This window comes from Pseudomonas sp. 10S5, from assembly GCF_035019745.1.
In the GTDB taxonomy this organism is placed as follows: Bacteria; Pseudomonadota; Gammaproteobacteria; order Pseudomonadales; family Pseudomonadaceae; genus Aquipseudomonas.
On the sequence record NZ_JASJVL010000004.1, the window covers coordinates 172,300 to 193,717 of the forward strand.

21 protein-coding genes, 2 tRNA genes and 1 pseudogene are annotated in these 21,418 nt (G+C 53.4%); 7 read left to right on the forward strand and 17 right to left on the reverse strand.

Annotated features, from left to right (window positions below):
* The first annotated feature begins 1 nt into the window (after position 1).
* A complete protein-coding gene (locus QN378_RS05630; RefSeq protein WP_323546281.1) occupies positions 2-886 on the forward strand; it encodes a sugar phosphate isomerase/epimerase family protein in 885 nt (294 codons plus the stop codon).
* 67 nt (positions 887-953) lie between these two features.
* Entirely contained in the window at positions 954-2,564 is a 1,611-nt protein-coding gene (locus QN378_RS05635) for a GMC family oxidoreductase (RefSeq protein WP_322203112.1), read from the forward strand.
* Between the two features lie 177 nt (positions 2,565-2,741).
* Here QN378_RS05635 and QN378_RS23515 read toward each other — a convergent pair whose 3' ends face one another.
* The 7 genes and pseudogenes from QN378_RS23515 to yegQ form a co-directional block, all read right to left on the reverse strand.
* A complete protein-coding gene (locus tag QN378_RS23515; protein ID WP_407074044.1) occupies positions 2,742-3,287 on the reverse strand; it encodes a CZB domain-containing protein in 546 nt (181 codons plus the stop codon).
* Positions 3,267-3,926, reverse strand: a pseudogene (locus QN378_RS23520) (methyl-accepting chemotaxis protein); the annotation flags it as partial. The gene QN378_RS23515 and the pseudogene QN378_RS23520, both read right to left, overlap by 21 nt.
* A 15-nt stretch (positions 3,927-3,941) precedes the next feature.
* Entirely contained in the window at positions 3,942-4,202 is a 261-nt protein-coding gene (locus QN378_RS05645; protein ID WP_322203115.1) for a hypothetical protein, read from the reverse strand.
* 100 nt (positions 4,203-4,302) lie between these two features.
* Positions 4,303-4,743, reverse strand: a complete 441-nt coding sequence (locus tag QN378_RS05650) for a cupin domain-containing protein (protein WP_322203117.1) — start codon at positions 4,741-4,743, stop codon at positions 4,303-4,305.
* An 11-nt stretch (positions 4,744-4,754) separates the two neighbouring features.
* Positions 4,755-5,192, reverse strand: a complete 438-nt coding sequence (locus QN378_RS05655; RefSeq protein ID WP_323546278.1) for a carboxymuconolactone decarboxylase family protein — start codon at positions 5,190-5,192, stop codon at positions 4,755-4,757.
* Between the two features lie 188 nt (positions 5,193-5,380).
* The gene (locus QN378_RS05660) at positions 5,381-6,799 is read right to left on the reverse strand and encodes a PLP-dependent aminotransferase family protein (protein WP_322203121.1); all 1,419 of its coding nucleotides are present in this window, start codon (positions 6,797-6,799) and stop codon (positions 5,381-5,383) included.
* A gap of 252 nt (positions 6,800-7,051) precedes the next feature.
* The gene (gene yegQ / locus QN378_RS05665) at positions 7,052-8,377 is read right to left on the reverse strand and encodes a tRNA 5-hydroxyuridine modification protein YegQ (protein WP_322203123.1); all 1,326 of its coding nucleotides are present in this window, start codon (positions 8,375-8,377) and stop codon (positions 7,052-7,054) included.
* 137 nt (positions 8,378-8,514) lie between these two features.
* Between yegQ and QN378_RS05670 the strand changes: the two genes are divergently transcribed.
* The 3 genes from QN378_RS05670 (at position 8,515) to QN378_RS05680 (ending at position 10,022) form a co-directional block, all read left to right on the forward strand.
* The gene (locus QN378_RS05670) at positions 8,515-9,414 is read left to right on the forward strand and encodes a polysaccharide deacetylase family protein (protein ID WP_323546274.1); all 900 of its coding nucleotides are present in this window, start codon (positions 8,515-8,517) and stop codon (positions 9,412-9,414) included.
* A gap of 308 nt (positions 9,415-9,722) precedes the next feature.
* Positions 9,723-9,796: transfer RNA gene (locus QN378_RS05675), tRNA-Cys, on the forward strand.
* A 139-nt stretch (positions 9,797-9,935) separates the two neighbouring features.
* Positions 9,936-10,022, forward strand: a tRNA-Leu gene (locus QN378_RS05680).
* A 378-nt stretch (positions 10,023-10,400) separates the two neighbouring features.
* Here the strand turns inward: QN378_RS05680 and QN378_RS05685 are convergent.
* The 3 genes from QN378_RS05685 to QN378_RS05695 form a co-directional block, all read right to left on the reverse strand.
* On the reverse strand, positions 10,401-10,649 hold the full coding sequence (locus tag QN378_RS05685; RefSeq protein WP_416350612.1) for a helix-turn-helix domain-containing protein: 249 nt from the start codon (positions 10,647-10,649) through the stop codon (positions 10,401-10,403).
* Between the two features lie 164 nt (positions 10,650-10,813).
* Entirely contained in the window at positions 10,814-11,242 is a 429-nt protein-coding gene (locus QN378_RS05690; protein ID WP_322203256.1) for a potassium channel family protein, read from the reverse strand.
* Between the two features lie 511 nt (positions 11,243-11,753).
* Entirely contained in the window at positions 11,754-12,125 is a 372-nt protein-coding gene (locus tag QN378_RS05695) for a helix-turn-helix transcriptional regulator (RefSeq protein ID WP_322203258.1), read from the reverse strand.
* A gap of 768 nt (positions 12,126-12,893) precedes the next feature.
* Here QN378_RS05695 and QN378_RS05700 point away from each other — a divergent pair.
* Positions 12,894-13,109 carry a hypothetical protein gene (locus QN378_RS05700; protein WP_322203260.1) on the forward strand — a complete coding sequence of 72 codons (216 nt, stop codon included), beginning with the start codon at positions 12,894-12,896 and terminating at the stop codon, positions 13,107-13,109.
* A gap of 25 nt (positions 13,110-13,134) precedes the next feature.
* Here the strand turns inward: QN378_RS05700 and QN378_RS05705 are convergent, their stop codons facing one another.
* The 3 genes from QN378_RS05705 to QN378_RS05715 form a co-directional block, all read right to left on the reverse strand.
* Entirely contained in the window at positions 13,135-13,374 is a 240-nt protein-coding gene (locus QN378_RS05705) for a hypothetical protein (protein WP_322203262.1), read from the reverse strand.
* 97 nt (positions 13,375-13,471) lie between these two features.
* Positions 13,472-16,150: an excinuclease ABC subunit A gene (locus QN378_RS05710; protein ID WP_407074041.1), complete on the reverse strand. Its 2,679-nt coding sequence runs from the start codon at positions 16,148-16,150 to the stop codon at positions 13,472-13,474.
* Between the two features lie 45 nt (positions 16,151-16,195).
* Positions 16,196-16,906, reverse strand: a complete 711-nt coding sequence (locus tag QN378_RS05715) for a hypothetical protein (RefSeq protein ID WP_322203264.1) — start codon at positions 16,904-16,906, stop codon at positions 16,196-16,198.
* A 299-nt stretch (positions 16,907-17,205) separates the two neighbouring features.
* On the opposite strand from QN378_RS05715, the gene QN378_RS05720 reads away from it, so the two are divergent.
* Positions 17,206-17,598 (forward strand): helix-turn-helix transcriptional regulator, encoded by a 393-nt coding sequence (locus tag QN378_RS05720; protein ID WP_322203266.1) that lies wholly within the window; start codon positions 17,206-17,208, stop codon positions 17,596-17,598.
* A gap of 19 nt (positions 17,599-17,617) precedes the next feature.
* Here the strand turns inward: QN378_RS05720 and QN378_RS05725 are convergent, their stop codons facing one another.
* From QN378_RS05725 to modA, 4 genes are all read right to left on the reverse strand, one after another.
* Positions 17,618-18,670: a DNA topoisomerase IB gene (locus tag QN378_RS05725; RefSeq protein WP_322203268.1), complete on the reverse strand. Its 1,053-nt coding sequence runs from the start codon at positions 18,668-18,670 to the stop codon at positions 17,618-17,620.
* A gap of 72 nt (positions 18,671-18,742) precedes the next feature.
* Positions 18,743-19,840 (reverse strand): molybdenum ABC transporter ATP-binding protein, encoded by a 1,098-nt coding sequence (modC, locus tag QN378_RS05730; RefSeq protein ID WP_322203270.1) that lies wholly within the window; start codon positions 19,838-19,840, stop codon positions 18,743-18,745.
* A gap of 3 nt (positions 19,841-19,843) precedes the next feature.
* On the reverse strand, positions 19,844-20,524 hold the full coding sequence (gene modB / locus QN378_RS05735; protein ID WP_322203272.1) for a molybdate ABC transporter permease subunit: 681 nt from the start codon (positions 20,522-20,524) through the stop codon (positions 19,844-19,846).
* Entirely contained in the window at positions 20,524-21,246 is a 723-nt protein-coding gene (gene modA / locus QN378_RS05740) for a molybdate ABC transporter substrate-binding protein (protein WP_322206861.1), read from the reverse strand. Before modA ends, modB begins: the two co-directional genes overlap by 1 nt.
* Positions 21,247-21,418: the final 172 nt, after the last annotated feature.

A 21,418-nucleotide genomic window follows, 5' to 3' on the forward strand; every position in this document is an offset into this window, starting at 1 on the left:
TATGAACACTCAAAACAACATCCTGGCCTTGCATTCCACAGTCGCGAAACATTCGACGCTGGCGATGGATATCGACATTGCGAAGTCTGTAGGTTTCGACGCACTGGAAATTTACAGCGGCAAACTTGAAGATTATTTGCGGGCCGGTTATTCCGAGCCGGACCTGAAAGCGTTATTGAAGAATGTTCATGTCACCGGGATCGGTTACTTGAGGGACATCGAGCGCCAAGGCACTGAACGCGCTGATCTGCTGAACGAAGCGGAGCGGCTTTTTCAACTGGCCAATGTGGCAGGTGCCAAGGGTGTTCAAGTGCTCACCGGGCCGATCAACGTTCAGGCGGTAATCGATTATCAAAAGCGCGGCAAGAGTGCGCATTACTCCGGTTTGTTGGGGCTGGATGAAGCCGCGCAATATGCGCTGACCGCAAAAAACCTTGCATTGCTGGCTGACCTGGCCAAGCAATACGACATTCTTCTGTACCTGGAAGCGTTGTCATGGACACCGTTAAATACACTGGAGCACCAACTGCAGCTTATTGATCGCACCGAACGCAACAACGTGAAAATGGTAATTGACTACTGGCATTGTTTTACCTCCGGCGTTAAGCCCGAAGACATTGCGCGCATGAACAAGAACGTTATCTACGGTGTGCATGTGTGTGACTCACTGCCGTTCGAAGGCGGTATTCCCAATGAGGAAATACTCCGCGATGTACCTACTGGGAGGGGGATATTGAACCTTGCCGAGTGGACGGCTGCGGTGAAGGCAACCGGTTACGACGGATGGTGGAGCTGTGAGTTGTTTTGTAAAAAACAGCAGCAACAAAACAGCTATGAGGTCGCGAAAGATCTGAAGACGCTTCTAAGCAGCCTCGTTGGACGTTGAAGCGCCTTTCACCCGGATTAAGACGTCCGTTTCTACAATGCGATCTCATAAAAGGTATTAAGTCGTCATGGTGGATTTCATCGTAATTGGAGGCGGCTCGACAGGCTGCACGGTCGCATCAAGGCTTAGCGAAGATACTTCTGCATCCGTTGTCCTTTTTGAAGAGGGACCGCGCGACCGCAACCCCTACATCCATATTCCCGGCGCCTACTACAAGACCGCGCAAGGCCCTCTACTCAAACGTTATGCGTGGGAGCCGACCGAGGACCAGCACAGGAAGGAAACGCCAACCATGGTTCAGGCCAGCGTTCTGGGTGGCGGCAGTTCGGTCAATGCAATGATTTACATCCGCGGCGTACCCGCCGACTACGATGGTTGGGAGCAGCAGGGGGCAATCGGCTGGTCCTACAACGATGTATTGCCCTACTTCAAAAAAGCGGAAGACAATGAGCGCTTTTGTAACGACGTTCATGGCGTGGGCGGGCCGCTGGGAGTTTCGGATCCGATCAATGTTCATCCGCTGACCAAAGTTTGGCTGCGTGCTTGCCAGCAGTACGGCTTGCCGTACAACGAGGATTTCAACTCGGGCAAACCTGAAGGCTGTGGGCTGTATCAAATCACCGCTAAAAATGGCTTTCGAAGCAGTGCGGCGGTTGCCTATCTGGCGCCCGCCAAGTCACGCAAGAACTTGAAGGTGAAGACTGGTTGTCGCGTCCTCCGTATTTTGACCCAAGGCAACAAAGCCATTGGCGTTGAATACATCGAGAACGGCGTCCGCCGCATCATGCACGCCGAAAAAGAAATTGTTTTATCCGCTGGCGCCATCAATTCACCCCGATTGTTGATGTTGTCGGGTATTGGTCCTGCCGCGCAGCTTGAGAAACATGGCATCAAAGTAATCAAGGATTTGCCAGGAGTGGGGCAGAATCTTCAAGACCATATTGAAGTGTCGCTGGTTTATGAGCTGACCGGGCCCTATAGCTACGACAAGTATAAAAAGTGGCATTGGAAAATTATGGCTTGCTTGCAATACGGCCTGTTCAGACAGGGCCCGGCGGCGTCCAACTTGATTGAAGGCGGTGCTTTCTGGTGGGGAGACAAAGCTGCAACCAATCCCGATATCCAGTATTTCATGGTCGTGGGCGCGGGCATCGAAGAGGGCGTGGATTCTGTTCCAGGGGGCAATGGTTGTACTTTGAATCTGGGCCAGATCAGTCCTAGGTCCAAGGGGTACGTCGAACTGTATTCAGCAGATCCTATGTCGCCTCCGCGTATTGTGCCCAACTATTTTTCTGACCCTTATGACATTGAAAGCCTGGTTGATGGTTGCTTGGTGGGTGAGGAGATCATGTCCCAGGCGGCTTTCAAACCCTACCTCGCAAGGCGTCACGTGCCGGATGCAACTGTAAAGTCTAGGGAAGCCATGAAAAAATTCTGCCGCGAAAAGGCCCACGCGGCGCTGCATCCATCCGGTACCTGCCGCATGGGTTTGGATGAGCAATCGGTTGTTGCTCCGGATCTCAAGGTGCATGGCATAGACGGGCTGCGTGTTGCCGACGCATCGATCATGCCTACCCTGATTTCAGGTAACCCTAACTCGGTGTGCATCATGATCGGAGAGAAGGCCTCCGACATGATCAAACGTGGTCAGACAGCGCTGGCCACCCAGATCGTATAGTGGGCGTGTCTCGCATTCGCCAACGTGCCAATCTTCCGCTCACTACCGGGGTGCAGTTTGCTCCGGTGCATAAGCGATGCCCAACCCACGAGCAGCGGCGGCGGCCATGATTTCTACGTGATATCTCACCTGCAACCCGCTGAAGGTGGCAAAAACGATGTTGGAGGTTGCTAACGTTCACCCAGCGCCGAAACCTTTGTGCTTGACCTGTTGGCCGACTTCAAAGTGCGTAGCGGGTGAGCGTACGGTGCTTAAACACAAACGATCTCCCACGGCGCTGGCAGAACTCAACAACTGTTGCAGCCCGAGCATTACTTGCATGTTGGCGTCCTCCATACGCGCCGCTGCGACGAATGCTTCATCAAGTCGACCCTTGTGATACAGCTCCACCGCCAGCGCTGCGAACTCATGCACCTGGCTGTGCGGTTCATCCAGTTCTGCATAACCAGACACCCGCGAAAAACGTTGGCGAATTTCATCCGTGGCATACCACTGACCAAGGGCGCAAGTGTGGTGATCGGGTAGCTCTGCTGCGGTCATTTTCGAGATGCCCATCAACACTTTGTACACCTCGAGTTTGAGCGTGATCTCTTCCATATTGGCCATCTCGACGCGTCCAAGTCCGGCCGACTCAATCAGGCCAGAGTTCATATGGCCTATTGACGCCAATATAAGGTCCATCCCCTGGGTTGCTGCGACGGATCGTTCGAGGGTCAGGCTCATTAGGCGGGCGTTGGTGGATACGTTTTGCCAAGCATCGTCGGTATCTAGACGTACCTCATCCATCACTGCATTGATCTGGGCAGTGGCCGTAGAGGTACGCTCGGCCAGTTTGCGTACCTCGTCGGCTACGACAGCAAAACCACGGCCAGCTGTGCCGGCGCGTGCGGCCTCGATGGCAGCATTTAGCGCCAGGAGATCAGTTTGCTTAGCGATAGCGCTAATTAATTGCACCATCTGGCCAATGCGGTCGCTGTGATTGTTAAGCCGGCCAATGGCAGCACCAGTTTCGGCACTCTTGGCACTAACATCGTTCAGCGTGTCGGTCATCTGTAAAAAGTGTTCACGATAGTCGAGGGACAAGTGGGTTAGTTGCTTCGCCTCCTCGCGTTCGCTGGCGAGTATATTGGCCAGCCGACGTTGTGACTGCCCGGTGGTGCTGAGCGAATCGCCAAAGCGGGCCAGGCCGCTAAACAATCGGGGCATACGAGATAGCTGCAATTTCAGTCGGTCAATCTGCGCTTGTTGCTCCGAAAACTGCTGGTTCCGTTGATCAAGTTGAGCTTGTAACACCAGAATATGCGCATCGCGCGCTTTGGTTTCAGTCACTGCGGCAATGTAACGGCGAGTAGAAGTCAGCATGGCAGCTCTCTTGGTTCAGGATTTGGGCGAGCCGACCGGAATGACAAACACCGGCGGCTGCCTAACGGCGTAAAACAACCAGATAAGCGTGCGTATAAACAACCAGCCAATGAACAGGTTGGCAATCACAAACAGAGGTAACGTCAATAGCCGCGCCGGGCCAATGTTTAGTAGGCTCAGCTTGATGCTGGCCGTAGTGACCGAAGCCAAACCAAAGGTCCAACTCCACCAAGTGGGTGCAAAGCGCTCATTTAGCGACCATCTAGCAGTGCGCACGCCACGCCGAACCCAACCCGCATAGCCCCAATACAACACTAAAAAAGGAAGCTGAAATCAAGACGCGTTCATAGCGGCGTTTCCAGATGGACGCTCAAGCTTAGTGGGCTGGCATAGGCTGTTTAATAGGGTTCGCGCCATCCACAATTGCAAACACCAACAGTTTGGCGCTCTCAGTGTCGCTGGCATTTCGCGATACCGTATGATGCGTTCCAGGCGCCTCATACCAACTCTCGCCGGGGCCGTAGGTTTTGAGCGGACCGTCGCCTAGTTGCGAGGTAACACGTCCTACTAGCACATAGGCAAATATCGGCCCGATGTGCAAATGGGCTTTTGATGTCTGACCCGGTGCGTAATTCACCGTGGCCAGTAATATATGATCACCCGCGTTTTTAGGGATATCCTGTTTCATCACCGGAGTAACCGTTTCCTCGCCTGTGTCGTGCGCATATGCAACAGGCAGGACGAACGTCAGAGTGACTGCGAATGTCGCAGCCAATAATCGACTTAGAGATAACGTTGCGTGTTTGACATTGAGCATGATCATGCTCCTCAAGCTGGGATCTTACGGAAACCGATGGCCATGCGATTCCAACCATTGATCGCAATTACCAGCAACGTGAGATCCACTATTTCTTCATCACTGAAGTAGGGGCGCACGGCCGTCCATACGGAGTCTGGTACATGGTCTACAGACACCAGAGTCAAGGCCTCTGTGCATTCAAGCGCAGCGCGCTCGCGGTCAGTAAAAAATGGAGTTTCACGCCAAACCACAGTGGTGGCTAGGCGGCGTTCGGTTTCGCCACCTTTGCGGGCATCGCTAGAGTGCATATCAACGCAAAATGCGCAGCCATTGATTTGCGAAGCGCGCAGACGCACCAGCTCTACCAAGGATTTTTCCAACGCGGATTTTCCAATGCGCTCTTCCAGGCCAAGCATGGCTTTGATGGCGTGGCCATTGGCTTTGTAGAAGTCGAGACGTTGCTCCATGATCTTGCTCCAGTCAGGGTAAGGCGCACTAAAACTGCGCTGACAGAAGCAAGGTTAGTCTCGGAACCAGTAGACAGAAATGGCCATTTCTACGTATTTTCAGGTAACCACTAGTGCTACTTTAAAATGTGAACTGCGCAAAAAAAACCTCCGCAGTGGTCAGTTACCGCTCTAGGTAATGACACACCCTAACGCAGGGCTAGCAGCAACTTTCCTAACGCGATGTCAATTTCTTCTGCACTGATCCCGCCATAGCCAAACAGCAAACCTGGCCGAGGCGTTGTATCGGCATAAAAATTAGAAATACCGTATAGGCCCACCCCAACATCACGGGCGGCATTCACTACATCCGCTTCATTAAAACCAGCCTTCAACAACGCAGTGAGGTGAATACCTGCAGCTGGCACAATCGGCTCAAACCACGGAGCGAGCGGTCCACGCAAATGCCGCAGCAGCGCTTCGCGCCGGGCTTCGTACTGTTTGTGGATCCGTCGCAAATGCTTGGCGAAATCGCCGTCGAGCATAAAGCGCGCCAACGCTGCCTGAGTGAGCGTTGCAGTGTGCCAGTCTACAATTTGTTTGGCCTTGAGCAGGGCCGCTACCAGTGTAGAAGGCGGCACCATATAGCCTACACGCAGCTCAGGGAAAATGGTTTTTGAAAAGGTGCCGACATAGGCCACAAGCCCGGTGCGGTCCAAGCTCTTGAGTGAATCTAGCGGACGGCCTTCAAAGCGAAACTCACCGTCGTAGTCGTCTTCGACGATTACTGCGCCAGCACTTTGTGCCCATTCAAGCAAAGCAACGCGGCGATCCAGACTTAATGGCATGCCCAGTGGAAACTGGTGCGATGGCGTTACATAAATAAGCCGAGCACCCTGTGGTAGCTCGCTTATTAGCATGCCCTCGGCATCGACCGGCACGCTTACTACCTTAGCGCCCATAGCGGTGAAGCAAGCCCGGGCCGGGGGGTAACCTGGTTCTTCCATGGCCACAATATCGCCAGGGTTCAACAACACTCGCGCCAGTAAATCCAGAGCTTGCTGTGCCCCATGAGTAACGATTATGTCTTGCCAGTTGCTCACCACGGCGCGACTAAATGCTAAATAGCGCGAGATACCCAAGCGCAGTTCTTGTTCACCGGCCGGATCATGGTAGGCACCACGCTCGCGGGCTTGCAGTCGCATGGCGTGGTTTAGACAACGTCGCCATGGCTCAAACGGAAACCGCGTTTTGTCGGTTACCCCGCCCATGAAATCAAGCGGCTGAGTGATGCCGGGGCGGGGCATGGACAGCGCCGCGGGCAACGCTTCCCACCGAGCCGTTGGGCGCGCTTGCTGGATGATAGGGTGACTGACTGGTACGCGTTGCAAGCCGTCTGCCACAAACGTGCCATTGCCGAGCCGGGATTGCAAAAGGCCCTCCGACAGTAGTCGTTCAAATACATCCAGCGTGGTTTTGCGCGATACGCCCAGCTGCCCGGCCAAATCGCGGGTGGAGGGCAAGCGCTCGCCCGCAGCCAGGCGGCCGTCGATAACGCCAGCACGCAATTGGCGATAAATTTGGCCAGATAAATCGGTCTGGCCTTGCAAGGTAATGTGTATTTCCATAACACGGCATTCTGCCATAAACGGGCGCAAGTTTTGGCTTGCTCCCGTTCATATGCGTCTCAGTACTCACACCGCAGCCATCCTGCAGCTTCGGCCGCTACCAACGGTCCAACGATATTTATCGGATTACTTTCTGGATTGCGCATAACCTTCCAAGCAAGTTCAGCACAATTCAACTACAACCGAACTACGGCGCGTTGGCTAAAAATAACCATCTCTAATTTGAAAGGTGGCGGTTCCAGTGGATGATGCTCAGCCGCCAGTGACATCTCTCATCAACAACCCAAACCTCAAGTCCACATTATCCGGTATCGGCAAATACACCGTATGCCCGTCCCCTGGTGCGACGCTGATGTGTTCGCCTTTGATGTTCTGCAATTGGTCCAGATCAAAGTGGAAATTTCCGTCGGGGGTCATCAGTTCCATGTGATCACCTCGACCGAAGCGGTTCTTGACTTTGACTTCAGCCAACCGATCACGCCGCTCCCCGGTCAATTCACCAACGAACTGCTGACGCTCCGAAACTGAACTGCCGTTCAGGTAGTTTTGGTACTCATCATGCACATGCCGACGTAGGAAACCTTCGGTGTAGCCGCGCTGCGCAAGGGATTCCAGATTTGTCATCAAGTCGCGGTCAAACGCGCGACCGGCCACGGCATCGTCGATGGCTTGGCGGTAAACCTGAGTGGTCCGTGCGCAATAGAAGTGGGATTTGGTCCGACCTTCGATCTTCAACGAGTGCACGCCCATGTTGGTCAGGCGCTCGACATGCTGCACAGCGCGCAAATCCTTGGCATTCATGATGTAGGTGCCGTGCTCGTCCTCGAAGGCCGGCATCAGCTCATTCGGCCGATTGGCTTCCTGTAGCAGGAACACCTGATCGATCGGCGCACCGATGCCCAAAGTGGGTTCGGGCTGGAAGGTCTGCACGATCTCGCCAAGTTGATTTTCAGTGGCTTCTTGGGCCGAGTATTTCCAGCGGCAGGCATTGGTGCAACTGCCTTGGTTGGCGTCGCGCTTATTCATGTAGCCCGACAGCAAGCAGCGGCCGGAATAAGCCATGCATAGCGCGCCATGGACGAACACCTCCAGCTCCATGTCAGGCACGTGCTCACGGATCTGCTCAATTTCCTCCAGAGAAAGTTCCCGGGACAGGATGATCCGGCTCACGCCTTGTTGTTGCCAGAACTCGACGCTGGCCCAGTTCACTGTATTGGCCTGCACCGACAGGTGAATTGGCATCTCGGGGAAATGCCTACGTACTAGCATGATCAGGCCAGGGTCAGACATTATCAGCGCATCCGGGCCCATGACAATCACCGGCTCCAGGTCTTTGAGGAATGTCTTGAGCTTGGCGTTGTGCGGCGCGATGTTCACTACCACATAGAACAGCTTGCCCTGAGCATGGGCCTCGGCAATCCCAACGGCCAGGTTGGCATGATCGAATTCGTTGTTGCGCACCCGCAAGCTGTAGCGCGGCTGGCCGGCGTACACCGCATCGGCGCCATAGGCGAAGGCATACCGCATGTTTTTTAAGGTGCCCGCGGGGGCGAGCAATTCTGGGGCAGGGAGGGTCATGGCAGTGTCAGTCGCAAAACCGCCGAGGGTAGACGGCTTACTCGCAGCGTTTATTGATTTGGATCTACGCTGCATGGATGAGCGGCCGCTGAATCAAACCTTTATGATGCCGAGCACCTTTGAACTCAGGCATTTACATGAAGCTGTCTGCAACCGTTTTATTTGCGCTGGTTATAGCCGTTAGCCTGAGTGGCTGTATCGGCCCACCAATCGAAATAACCCCGCAAACGGCACAGCGCCTGCAAGCGCAAGCCCCTATCCGTTTTCTCCTGACATTTGACGATGGCCCAAGCGCTTCTAGCTTTTTTAACCCGACGCTCATGGTGCTGGATAGCCTCGCTCATAACTCACTGGAACCTGGGATAAAAGCTGTGTTTTTCGTGCAGACTCGTGCGCCGCGCTCAGGCGGTAGCGAAATCGGCCACACGGTCATGCAGCGAGAGCATGCTGAAGGTCATGTGCTGGGCTTTCATACCGCTACGCCATGGCACACCAATCATCGCTCTTTAAACCCACAAGAACTGGAGCAATCGCTAAGCAACGGCAGCGCGGACATCGAATTGATCACCGGCGGCCCGCCGAATTTAGTAAGGCCACCGTTTTGGAATTACGATAAGCGTACCTTCGCCGGGTATCAGCGGCATGGCATGCACATTTTGCTGACGGACCTTAGCGCCAATGACGGCAAGATCTGGGGCTACAACCTGAGCCTGCGCAGACGCGCTCACATGCTTCGAGCCTTGTCCGAACTGCGTGAGAAAATCGCCGCTGGAGAATTGCCGACCGTCGACGGTGTAATTCCTGTGGTGGTGACCTTTCACGACATCAATCGCTACACCGCCCGACATGCAGATGAATACTTACAAATTCTCATCGACAGTGCGCGTCAAACGGGCATGAAAACTGCCGCTAAGCCGTTTTACGACAACCAAGCCGAGTTACAGCGGGCAGCAATGGCGCGCACCATTAATACCAATACTGAACCGGTCACCTTGCCCGGTTTTTGGAACTGGTGGTGGGACAGTGACTCGCATTAATCGTAGGCTGCGCATACCGCGGTTTGGGTTGACAGCAAATATGCCGGGCTTTCGTTCGGGGGCTTGGTCAAATAACCATCAGGTCATGGGAATAGATCTTCCCAAATTAGGCTACCCGGTCACGATAGGAATTATTTGCCCCCAGTTATTGACATGCCAGCTAAACAAGTCCAGAATTGCGTCCATTCCTGATGTAGGAATGTAGAAAAACCTTTAGAATTCAACGGGTTGGCAGATAGATTAATGTCTGTTTATCAACTCAAAGTTGTATGCGTTCGGTGTCGGTAGTATTGATGCTTGACGTTTGGGGCCGAGTAGCAAAATGGTTATGCAGCGGATTGCAAATCCGCCTACGCCGGTTCGATTCCGACCTCGGCCTCCATCATAAATAAGCTCCGTAGATCCATGATTTACGGAGCTTTTTATTAGGCTACATCAGCAAGACTTTGTCGCATCTTGCTGACCCGGTAAGCTTGCTTCACCGAGAAGGGATGTATATATTCCCTGCTCTTGGCGCTACCGCCCGAATGGCGAAATTGGTAGACGCAAGGGACTTAAAATCCCTCGTTCGTAAGGACGTGCCGGTTCGACCCCGGCTTCGGGCACCATATAAATCAAGGGCTTGCATGAATAATCTCATGCAGGCCCTTGTTGTTTTTGTTCCGCAATTATTGAAAGTGCCGCAATCGTTCATTTCGTCGGAGCGACTTTCGGTCCTCTTGCGCGAATGCCTAGTTGCCTGCGGCTTTATAGCGAGCCAGCAAAAGTCTGATTTGAGCATGGATATTCTTGGCCATGTTCGAAGAGGAGTTGGTCACAGGCCGATACTAACTCCAGCACCCATTACCAATGGTTAGGCGGGTAAAAGAATGTTGGCTAGCGCATAACACCCCTGATTAAATTGAACCCGCTTATCAACCAAACACCCGCGGAAAACGCATGGTGATGTTAGCTGTTGAGGGAAAGCATTGCTAATAGACTGCAAGTCATGGCACATAGCGGAACACATCAGGACGCAAGGATGCGATGTGCAGCAAAGACCTGGCAGCACCAGAAGGGGAGCGACGGCCTTGTTCCCATTCCTGAAGTGTCCGCACAGAGACGCCCAAAAGCTCAGCAAACCTAGGCTGTGAAAGCCCTGTCTTGCTACGAGCTTCAGCAGCCTCGGTAACCGTCACCCAGTGAACCTGTTGATTCATTTTTTTCACGATTTTGCGCAGGATACGCGCTGGGATGTTTTCGGTAGCACGCTCTCTTCGGGTAAATAGGCAGGGCACAGCTTCTTAAAAATGGTGACTCAATAATCGTATGCATGTGCCCGGATGTACGTCTTTAAGGTATCGCCTACAAAGCTAGTACGTAGAAGATAAAGCTCGCAGCCTTTATCATTCCGACCCATTCAGCGCTCCGGCTTCCAATATTTTTGCATCTCCAGAAACAAAAATGACGCTGTCCAAGTAATCAACATGAGCCCCGTCAAAGCTTCCAGCCCGGTGAGAAATTTCATATGACCCACGGGATGAATGTCGCCGAAGCCAATGGTGGTGAACGTGGTGAAAGAAAAGTATGCACAATCGAGTAGGCTGCCGTCGAATTGACCCTGCAGACCACCCCAATCGCCAAATTGAATGATCAGATAATAAGTTAGTGCAAAGCACCAAACTTCCAGGGCATGGGCCATCATAGCGCCGAGAACACCCAATACGATTCGAAAACGATGGCGTCCGGTGAGCGTCGATAACAGTAAGTTCATCCGCAACAGGCATTCATAATGGATCATCACAGCCGTGATGATTACAACCAAATTGACCAGGGTTACCGCAATCATACAGTGCTCATCCTCAGCTAACTGCGCGCTGGCCCCCAGCCACATAGGGCTCACACACTTTCTATAAATAAACGCTCGGTGTTGCCAGTAATTGAATAGCTGCAGCAAAAACTGAGGCAATGGATATGAACAACGAGCCAGTGTAGGTGTAATCATACTTTATGCATGGGGGCCCGCCCACTAAGGGTCGATGTGTAAGCTACCGCGGCCAGCCCAATGAAATGCTGCTAAGAAGCCTAATCCCAAGATGCCGGCAATACCAAGGGTGATGAATTTGCAAGATTCGGCGGCAGAGAGGGTATCGGGCTTTTTCCCTGATCAGCACCTCGCATATAGGCACCTCGCCAAGAGTCAGCATAGTTCGAACCGTCTTCTGTTCAAGTCAAACCAACGCCAATTTGTCTGACTCAGCTGATACAAACCTGCGTTGCGTTTGCCTGATAATCAATCAGTACCCAAGCAAGTGTCGGTTCCTTTCTTGGCGGAGCCTGTCAGGCGAACTAATAGGTAATCACTCCCTCACACTCGGTTGTGATTTAGGAGATGATGTCAAAAATCCCGCGATGGTGGTTGTTAAATGACTGAGAGCGTCTTGATCTTGGCGCTGAAGCAATCTAAAACCAATGAGTACTGACTCTTCTTCCTGGCTCAGATCATAGGAGCAGGGCGGGGTGACTTTGCCCGTTAGAACGAACAGTATGTCGACACCCGTCCCGGCAACCGCTACGAAATACTCGGATTTTGGATAGCGAGTCTCGTTTTCGTAGTTACTTTGTGCGTTAGTCGCGACGCCTCCGAGCTTCCCGAATACTTTTTGTGAAAACCCTAAACGCACACGCTCATTTCTAAGCCGCAGGCCAATCCCCCTTTTCTCGCTATTCATTAGGCATCCCCGGCTCTTTCTGTTCCCGAAGCACATTTTTCTTCTGGGGTGGGTGGGCAGTCCATATTTCTATGTGTCTATTAACTGTAGTCATCCCAAGCAAGCCTGTTATCAGATATTACGCATATCCTCTACATGGATCTGGTTCATGTACAGCTTTTTATTGTTTATGTATAAGTTTTAAATATGTGCATCCGTATGGGTGTTTTATCTTAATAAAATCATCTGTATGGATATTGTTCCGCCTCGAAAATTGTTGCCGGTACATGATCTAAAGCAATACGCTCACCGAGATTCAAGGCATCGCAACTCATCAAAAGAAAGAAAACTGCAATAAAATATATAGATGAATATCGAATCAAATAGGAGTCGTTGCAAACGAATTCGTCTGAGTAGAAATGGCATGTGATTACATTGTTTGGGAAGGCTATAGTATCAACGGACCTCTGGATCACGTGTGTAGTTTTAAGGGTAGCGATCAATTATTTGTTGACGATTTAAAATCGGAACGCGTACCTCAAATATGGTCGCATTCACGGAATATCGCTCAGGAAGACGGTGTCATAAATTGAGTTATAGGCGCCGAGGAGTACTGGGATTTCGAGCCCACTGCAGCGGATGCAGTAGAGCTCCAGTGGCAGGTTGCAATATTTATGTTTGCCTAAGCGCGGAATCGCCCGGTAAGCGTTGCGCGCTGAATCGAACCAACAGATCATTAGCCCTCTAAGTTCCAGGATATTTACTTCAATAATCCTTTGTGAGGTGTATATGGATATCGGTCCGAAATCCAAAGATAAGGCTCCGTCTCACGCGCCGTCAGTTTCGGCGCCAGACCCGGATGTAGTTGATGCGATTATCGATAAACCAGATCGGGCGATCGATACTTTTATTGATGATGAAACTCCTCCCCCGCAGGACTGGAAACATCCCGATGATGGCAAAAGCCTTTCTGATCAGGATGTCGAGTGGCCACTTAAGCCCTGAGGCAAGCCCTGAGGCGTAGTTCCTGCTATTTCTTCCGGGCGGCGGCTTCTGCGGCCAAACATTCCAAGGCGAATTGCTCGGGGTAAGTCATCTCGATTGGAGTAGTCACGCCTTTCACAGTGCGCGAGCCGTCAAGGATATAGCGAATTCGACGATCGGTAACGCCGATGCGTTTTGCGATCCAGCCGGGTGTCTGACCGATGCGCGTGACGAGCTTGTCGGCGTAGTCGGTTGAAGGGTTATAAAGCTCTGCGTTAGGGGTCATAGGACTACCAGATAAAAGTTAAGCTGAGTTGCAGTGAAGAACGGGCGACACAGTGCGGGAATCATCGAACAGTGTCGCCTAATTTTTTAAAGCAGCATTACTGCCCCGACAATACCTTGGCTAAAAACGGTGCGGTGCGGCTGGCTTTGACGTCTGCAACTGTTTCTGGTGTACCACAGGCAACCAATTTGCCACCTTGATCGCCCGCTCCGGGGCCGATGTCGATGACCCAGTCGCTTTGCGCAACGACCCGCATCTCATGCTCGACAACAATGACCGTATGGCCCAAATCAACCAGACTGTTGAGTTGGCTGAGCAAGCGGTCAACGTCGCACGGGTGCAGGCCAGTGGTCGGTTCATCGAGAACATAAAGCGTGGCCCCACGTGGAACTCGTTGCAGTTCGGTCGCCAGTTTAATCCGTTGCGCTTCGCCGCCGGAAAGTTCTGTGGCCGGTTGGCCGAGCCTCAAATAGCCCAGGCCAATGTCACGCAGTGCCGTCAGCGAACGCAGTACGCTCTGGTGTTTGGCAAAAACCGTCACCGCTTCCTCCACGGTTAACTGCAGCACTTGCGCGATATTCAATCCCTGCCATGTAATTTGCAGGGTGTCCTGGTTGTAGCGGGCGCCATGACAGGTCGGGCAGGGCGCATAGACGCTTGCCATAAACAACAATTCCACACTGACAAGCCCTTCCCCCTCGCACGCTGGGCAGCGCCCTTTGGCGACGTTAAAAGAAAACTGTCCCGCGTCGTAGTGTTTGTCTTTTGCTTCGGGTGTTGCCGCGTACAGCTTGCGGACACTATCAAACAGCCCGGTATAGGTCGCCAGGTTCGAGCGTGGGGTGCGGCCGATTGGTTTTTGATCGACCTGAACCAGTCGCCGGATGTTTTGCGCCCCGGCCGTCACCTGGCCGCTGCAGATTTGCGCAGTGTCGTCTTCCAGGCTGGGTTCCTCCTGTTCTACATCGGCTATGGTGCGGCCCAGATGAGTGCCCATCAATTCAAGCAATGCGAGACTGACCAAACTCGATTTGCCAGAACCGGAAATCCCGGTGACGGCGGTGAAGCAACCCAAGGGAAACGCTGCCGAGAGATGGCTCAAGTTATTTCGAGTTATGCCCTCAAGTCGAAGCCAGCCTTTGGCTTGGCGGCGGAGCTGATGCAGGGGCGCATGTTTTGCAAACACGTGTGGACGCGTCTGCGATGCTTGGACATGGGCCAGCCCGGCGGGCGGTCCACTGTAGAGTACTTGGCCTCCGTGTTCTCCTGCTGCGGGGCCGACGTCCACCAGCCAGTCGGCGCGGCGCATGGTCTCGATGTCATGTTCGACCACAAACAACGAGTTGCCGGCTGCTTTTAGCCGCTGTAACGCGCCGAATAAAGCTTCACCGTCAGCCGGGTGCAAACCGGCTGAGGGTTCATCCAGCACGTAGATGACCCCAAACAGCTGAGAGCTTAGCTGTGTCGCCAAGCGTAAACGTTGAAGCTCGCCGGACGAAAGGGTTGGGGTACTACGCTCCAGCGCCAGATAGCCAAGGCCCAGGTCGGTCAGGGTGCCAACCCTTATGAGTAAGTCTTGGGCGATACGCTGTGCTGCCAAGCGCTTTTCCACGGAAAGATTGGGTGTGTGCCGAACATCTGGCGCGGCCTCGTGCGCCGAACCGCCGCTGCCCACACGTTGTTTGCGTGCAGCCTGGGTCTGAGCTTTGCTCAATATATTGTTGTCAAAATGATCTTGAGCGAAGGTGTTAGCCGCCACCGGGCGTAAGATATCGGCCAAGCGCAGCAAGGGCATCTGCGACAGTTCGCCTATGTCATAGCCTGCAAACGTGACCGACAACGCTTCGCGGGTCAGGCGCTTGCCGGAACACAGCAGGCATTGGCTGCCGATCATGAAACGCGCCACCCGTTTTTTCATCAGCGCACTTTGTGAGTGGCTAAACGTGTGTAGCACGTGGCGCCGAGCACCGGTGAACGTCCCTTGATAACTCGGTTCGAGTTTGCGTTTCAAGGCCTGTTGGGTCGCTGATGGCGAGAGCCCGGCATACACCGGAACGGTGGGGGTCTGCTCGGTAAATAAAATCCAGTCGCGCTGCTTTTTCGGCAAGTCGCGCCAAGGGACATCAACGTCATAACCAAGCGTGACCAAGATGTCGCGCAAGTTTTGCCCTTGCCATGCAGTCGGCCAGGCCGCTACCGCGCGCTGGCGAATGGTCAGCGTATCGTCCGGCACCATGGTCTGCTCAGTGACCTCATACACCCGGCCCAAACCATGGCATTCGGGACAGGCGCCTTGGGGCGTGTTCGGCGAAAAATCTTCGGCGTAGAGCATCGGCTGCCCATTCGGATAACTGCCAGCTCGGGAATAAAGCATCCGTACCAAACTCGACAGGGTAGTCACGCTGCCCACCGACGAGCGTGTGCTGGGCGTACCCCGTTGTTGTTGAAGTGCGACAGCAGGGGGCAAGCCTTCGATAGAATCCACATCGGGTACGCCAACTTGATCAATCAAGCGTCGCGCATAAGGTGCCACCGACTCGAAATAACGCCGCTGGGCCTCGGCATATAAAGTGGAAAACGCCAGGGATGATTTGCCTGAGCCCGAGACCCCGGTAAATACCACCAGCGCATTGCGCGGGATATCCACATCCACGTTCTTTAGGTTATGTTCCCGCGCACCACGTACCCGGACGAAGCCTGAGTTATTGAGTGACGCACTGTCTAAAGCCATGGCTGAGAAGGTTTGATCGTCAGTGGGGTCACGCTGAGAAGTCATGATCGAGCCTTAAACAAATGATGTAAGTACTTAAAGGCGACGAATCTATGACGTTATGCGCCGAAAGCCAACTACCCAGACCCATGGATTCTCCTCCCAGGACTCCGCTCCGTTAAGGCTCTGCCAAAAAACCGCAAACGCGATCACAGGAGTCGTACTAATTCCTGCATTGGGCGGCGGTAAATGATTGGCGAAGTAACCATGCGTGCCGTTGTGCAGCGCCGTAAAACCTTCAGCGATAGCCTGTTCGTCGGTAATGTCCCGCAGCCGCTCCTTGTGCACATAAGTGATCTCAAGTGATATACGCGAGGCCCGGCGCGGCATGAACACGTTGGATCGCCGCCACCAACCCGGACGCGGGTCGGATCTCGACGTTTTGAGGTAATCAGCAGGTTGGGCGTATTGGTAGTTCATCCCGCTGCTCAAAGTAGTGTCGAGAAAACGCCATTCTTCCCGATTAACACCTCGATTAAACCTAGCCTCCCATCGACCGTACGCGTAAAACGTTTCCTTTAACCAAAGCACATCGCCTTGCCGCCCGTAGGGGCACCTTTCTGTGGAATGTAAAAGGCGTGCAGGCAACGACTCGATAGTTGCTTCGGCCATTTCAGCGCCTAGGCTAAGTGTCGGCTGGGTAGAGCGCGGTGATACTGATGAGGCCGACTCAACTTGTTTGACGATTCGGCGCGTTACTGTCTTTTTGCCGTGAAGTATCGCAGTCACCATAGGGGCGCTGAAAATAATGGGTCGTTCCATCGATGGAGTTCCTCAACAGTTATTAAGTGTTCCTGATGCACGGTCGATTGATCCCCTCATTGAAGAGATGTTCAATAAGTCTGATGGCCGTAGTTGAAAGTGTGGGCGGGCGCGGCATGTTCGAATTGGATTCATTTTGCAAATATGTCAACCATCAAATGAATAGAGGTGGCGCATATCGTCGGTGAAAAGAGCCCGCGCTCCGACCAACAGTCGATTTTATGAAGCTGAGGACGTTTAAATTGTGAGTTTTTTTTGAGAGACTTTGGCGGTCAATGACCGTTTAGGTAGTCAGAGAAATGAACGAGATAGGTGCAAGACTCAGGCAGGAGCGCAAGCGGCTGGGGTATTCACAACGAGAAATGGGTTTTCTTGGTGGTGTTGCGGCTAACGCGCAGGGCAAATATGAAAGCGGTGAGCGGGTTCCGAAGGCGGATTACCTGGCAGCGCTGGCGAGCGAAGGATTGGATGTTCTTTATGTATTAACCGATCAGCGAAGTGCCGTGAGTACTGTTGATAACCTGCTGAAACAGGTGGCCCGAGTTGATGAGCCCGATGCAGTATTTAAAGAAGTTAAACATGCGGTGCGTCATCTACTGCTGCGGATCGAAGAACTCTCTAGTACCTACGTTCAGCCTGAAGCACCTGTCCGTGCGTTGCATGATCGTGCGGTTGAGAGGGTGAGTGAGTAGTTACGCTTTGCCCCTGTATTTAATCAGCATCTTTAGCCACTGCGGCCGCCTTCGTGGCTAGCGCCTGGAGGAAAGTTGCCAGTGCGACTTCTTCCTGTCGCAGACCTTTGCGTTGTCGAGAGCGAGGCAGTTTCGCCAGATCACCTAGCAGGAAACCTTCAAGTACTGCGGGATGGATGTAGCAACGCCGACAAACCGCCGGGGTGTTGCCCAACTGCCGTGCAACTTCCTTGACCATGTCGACTATGTGTTTTTTCGCATTCGCTTCTGACTCCCATTTCAGCTTACGCAACGTGGTCAGTGCCAAGGCGCTACCGGCCCAGGTTCGGTAATCCTTAGCGGTAAAATCGGCACCTGTGAGGCTTTGCAGATAAGTATTAATGTCCGATGAGCTCACCGAATGGCGTTCGCCGTCGTCATCAAGGTACTGAAACAAATTCTGCCCTGGCAATTCCATACAGCGTTTAATGATGCGCGCCAAACGCCGATCCCTGATGCTGATTTGGTGCTCGACACCACTTTTGCCGCGAAATTGAAAAAGAATTGCACTGCCTTTGATTTCCACATGCTTATTACGCAGCGTCGTTAAACCGTAAGACCGATTGTCTCGAGCGTACTGGCTATTGCCAATGCGAATCAGCGTAGCGTCAAGTAATGAAATAACAGTCGCCATTACCTTGTCTCGGCCCATACCTGGGGCATTGAGTTGCGCTTCCAGCTGCTTGCGGACCTTGGGCAGAGCCATTCCGAACTCGATCATCCTAGAGTATTTGTTCTCGTCGCGGATCTCTCGCCAGCGCGGATGATAGCGGTACTGTTTCCGGCCCCGTGCGTCACGTCCGGTTGCTTGCAAGTGTCCTTGGGGATCGGCGCAAATCCATACATCGGTGTAGGCCGGAGGGATCACCAGCGCATTGATCCGTTTGATTTCTGATTCATTCCGGATGCGCTCACCGCCGGTGTCGAAGTATGTAAATTTTCCGCGCAAAATTTTTCGACTGAACCCGACTTGAGTATCGTCGACATAGTGCAAGTCACAAGGCAGTTGGGTGATGTCGGTCGAGGCAGGCATGGCGAACTCCTTCGAACAGGTATCACCATTGACCACTGAAGTACGCAGGGGTGCCTTTTGTGTTATCTCGGTTTATGCCAGCACGGCCACTGACTTGATTTGTGCCCACAATTGTCGGCCGGGATAGAGTTGCAGCCGGTCGCGGGAGTATCGAGTGATACGTGCTAGCAGCGGTACTCCCGCAGCATCGAGACGGATCAACACGTGGGCCGTGTTGTCGGCGGGGACTTCACCGGCCACGGTCACTGGCAAGCGGTTTAGGATGCTGCTCTGATCGTCGGGCTGCAGAGTCAGACTTACATCCCTGGCCTGTACGGTAAAACGTAAGCGTTTGCCCATGTCCATGGCCGCATGGGTTACGCGTACGGTTAAATCGCTGCCTGGCAGTCGCAGTGTCAGTAACTGGTACTTGAGGTCGTATGCGCTGACGATGCCCTCAATCACCACTCCGCCGCCCTCACTGGTTGCCATCGGCAAGTCGAGCCGAGCCAGGGTCTCACTGATAGGACCGCTGGCCAATGCTTTGCCATCACTCAACAGCACAATGTGGTCAGCCAGCCGTGCGACTTCATCTTGGGAATGACTGACGTACAGCATCGGAATATCCAGCTCCTCGTGCAGGCGTTCGAGATATGGCAGGATCTCGCTTTTGCGTTTGGCGTCTAGTGCCGCCAACGGTTCGTCCAGTAACAGCAAGCGCGGGCTGGTCAACAAGGCGCGTGCTATCCCGACGCGTTGACGCTCGCCGCCGGACAATTTGTCTGGGCGTCGATCAAGCAGGTGATCGATACCGAGCAACGCAGTGGCTTGCGTTAGCTGGACTTTGCGCTGATGACGTGCAATGCGCTGCAACCCGAACTCCAGGTTGCCGCGTACCGAAAGATGCGGGAAAAGGCTGGCTTCCTGAAAAACGTAGCCCAACGCACGTTTATGCGGGGCAAGGAAAATGTCGTTGTCGCTGTCTTGCCAGACTTCGCCGTTGACCTGGATGAGCCCTTGCTGAGCTTTTTCCAGCCCGGCAATACACCTCAGGCAAGTAGTTTTGCCCGAGCCGGAGTCGCCGTAGAGGGCTGTTACTCCGCGTCCGGGAAGCCTGAGGTCGACGTCCATGGCAAAACTTGGGTAGGCCAGTTGCAGCTGAACTTGAATCTGAGCGAGCGGCACCGTCATGGTTTAACTCCAGCCCGCTTTGGTTTTTCCGCTGGAATACAGCACCAACAGCACCAGAAAAGAAAACACCACCATGGCCCCGGCCAGCCAATGCGCTTGCAAGTATTCCATGGACTCAACGTGGTCATAGAGTTGCACCGATACCACGCGGGTCTTGCCGGGTATATTGCCGCCAATCATTAGTACCACGCCAAATTCGCCAACGGTGTGGGCAAAACCAAGGATTGCACCGGTAATGAAACCAGGCTTGGCCAGCGGTAGGACGACGCTGAAAAACGTGTCCCACGGATTTGCCCGCAGTGTGGCAGCAACCTCCAGTGGGCGGATACCAATTGCAGTAAAGGCATTCTGCAAGGGTTGCACGACGAAGGGCATTGAATAGAGAACCGAGCCGATGACCAAGCCAGTGAAGCTAAACGTCAGCGTCCCTAGCCCAATGCTTTGGGTAAAGTGACCGACAAAACCGTTTGGCCCCATGATTAGCAGCAGGTAAAAGCCGATCACAGTGGGCGGCAGCACCAGAGGCAGCGCAACCACCGCACCCACCGGGCCTTTAAGCCACGACCGAGTGTGTGCCAGCCATAACGCGATGGGCGTACCGATCAGCAGCAGAATGATGGTGGTCAATGACGCCAGTTTCAGCGTCAGCCAAATCGCTTCCAGGTCTTCGCCATCTAGTGGCATTAGAGCTCATAGCCGTAGGATTTGATGATCGCAGCGACCTTTGGCCCTCTCAAATACTCCATTAGCGCTTTAGCCGCGGGGTTTCCCTTGCCCTTGGACAAGATGACCGCGTCCTGTTTGATCGATGTATGCAGATTGGCTGGAACTAGCCATGCCGAGCCACTGATGATTTTGCCATCCTTATAAATTTGCGACAGCGCAACGAAGCCTAGTTCAGCGTTACCGGTGGAGACGAATTGATAGGCTTGGGTGATGTTTTGGCCGGTGACAATTTTATCTTTTGTCACGTCGGTCAGACCAAGGTGGGCCAAGACTTGAGTTGCCGCCAAGCCGTATGGCGCCGCTTTTGGGTCGGCGATAGACAGGTGCTGATAGTGGTTAGCCTTTAGTACGGCGCCTTTATCATCTACGTAACCTTCTTTGGCCGACCACAACGCCAATTTACCAACGGCGTAAGTGAAGCGCGAATCTGGAACAGTTTCACCTTCTTTTTCCAGCTTGGCAGGGGTGGTGTCATCGGCGGACAGGAACACATCAAACGGTGCACCGTTTTTGATCTGCGTATAGAACTGCCCGGTGGCGCCATACGCTGCAATCAGTTTATGCCCGGTGTCTATCTCAAACTCTTTAGCAATGGCTTGGATCGGCGCGGCGAAGTTGGCGGCGACGGCCACTTGTACGTCATCGGCGAATGCGGTGCTCATTCCAAGCGAAACCAACATGACAACAAAGGCGTTAAGAGTGATGAGTGATGGACCCATTTGCATGAAGACTTTCCATAAATGTGTGGAAGATATCGGGTTGGCCAGACCGCCGTAAGCAACCGTCATATAGCGAAATATATAGGGGCAAATGCGCACGTGGAAGCAATGGCCCCATATATGTCGGTGATCA

Coding starts and splice junctions, on each gene's coding strand:
- QN378_RS05630 (WP_323546281.1), top strand. CDS start 2: ATGAACACTCAAAACAACATCCTGGCCTTGCATTCCACAGTCGCGAAA.
- QN378_RS05635 (WP_322203112.1), top strand. CDS start 954: ATGGTGGATTTCATCGTAATTGGAGGCGGCTCGACAGGCTGCACGGTC.
- QN378_RS23515 (WP_407074044.1), bottom strand. CDS start 3,287: ATGAGCCTGACCCTCGAACGATCCGTCGCAGCAACCCAGGGGATGGAC.
- QN378_RS05650 (WP_322203117.1), bottom strand. CDS start 4,743: ATGCTCAATGTCAAACACGCAACGTTATCTCTAAGTCGATTATTGGCT.
- QN378_RS05655 (WP_323546278.1), bottom strand. CDS start 5,192: ATGGAGCAACGTCTCGACTTCTACAAAGCCAATGGCCACGCCATCAAA.
- QN378_RS05660 (WP_322203121.1), bottom strand. CDS start 6,799: ATGGAAATACACATTACCTTGCAAGGCCAGACCGATTTATCTGGCCAA.
- yegQ (WP_322203123.1), bottom strand. CDS start 8,377: ATGACCCTCCCTGCCCCAGAATTGCTCGCCCCCGCGGGCACCTTAAAA.
- QN378_RS05670 (WP_323546274.1), top strand. CDS start 8,515: ATGAAGCTGTCTGCAACCGTTTTATTTGCGCTGGTTATAGCCGTTAGC.
- QN378_RS05690 (WP_322203256.1), bottom strand. CDS start 11,242: ATGATTGCGGTAACCCTGGTCAATTTGGTTGTAATCATCACGGCTGTG.
- QN378_RS05695 (WP_322203258.1), bottom strand. CDS start 12,125: ATGAATAGCGAGAAAAGGGGGATTGGCCTGCGGCTTAGAAATGAGCGT.
- QN378_RS05700 (WP_322203260.1), top strand. CDS start 12,894: ATGGATATCGGTCCGAAATCCAAAGATAAGGCTCCGTCTCACGCGCCG.
- QN378_RS05705 (WP_322203262.1), bottom strand. CDS start 13,374: ATGACCCCTAACGCAGAGCTTTATAACCCTTCAACCGACTACGCCGAC.
- QN378_RS05710 (WP_407074041.1), bottom strand. CDS start 16,150: ATGACTTCTCAGCGTGACCCCACTGACGATCAAACCTTCTCAGCCATG.
- QN378_RS05715 (WP_322203264.1), bottom strand. CDS start 16,906: ATGGAACGACCCATTATTTTCAGCGCCCCTATGGTGACTGCGATACTT.
- QN378_RS05720 (WP_322203266.1), top strand. CDS start 17,206: ATGAACGAGATAGGTGCAAGACTCAGGCAGGAGCGCAAGCGGCTGGGG.
- QN378_RS05725 (WP_322203268.1), bottom strand. CDS start 18,670: ATGCCTGCCTCGACCGACATCACCCAACTGCCTTGTGACTTGCACTAT.
- modC (WP_322203270.1), bottom strand. CDS start 19,840: ATGACGGTGCCGCTCGCTCAGATTCAAGTTCAGCTGCAACTGGCCTAC.
- modB (WP_322203272.1), bottom strand. CDS start 20,524: ATGCCACTAGATGGCGAAGACCTGGAAGCGATTTGGCTGACGCTGAAA.
- modA (WP_322206861.1), bottom strand. CDS start 21,246: ATGTTGGTTTCGCTTGGAATGAGCACCGCATTCGCCGATGACGTACAA.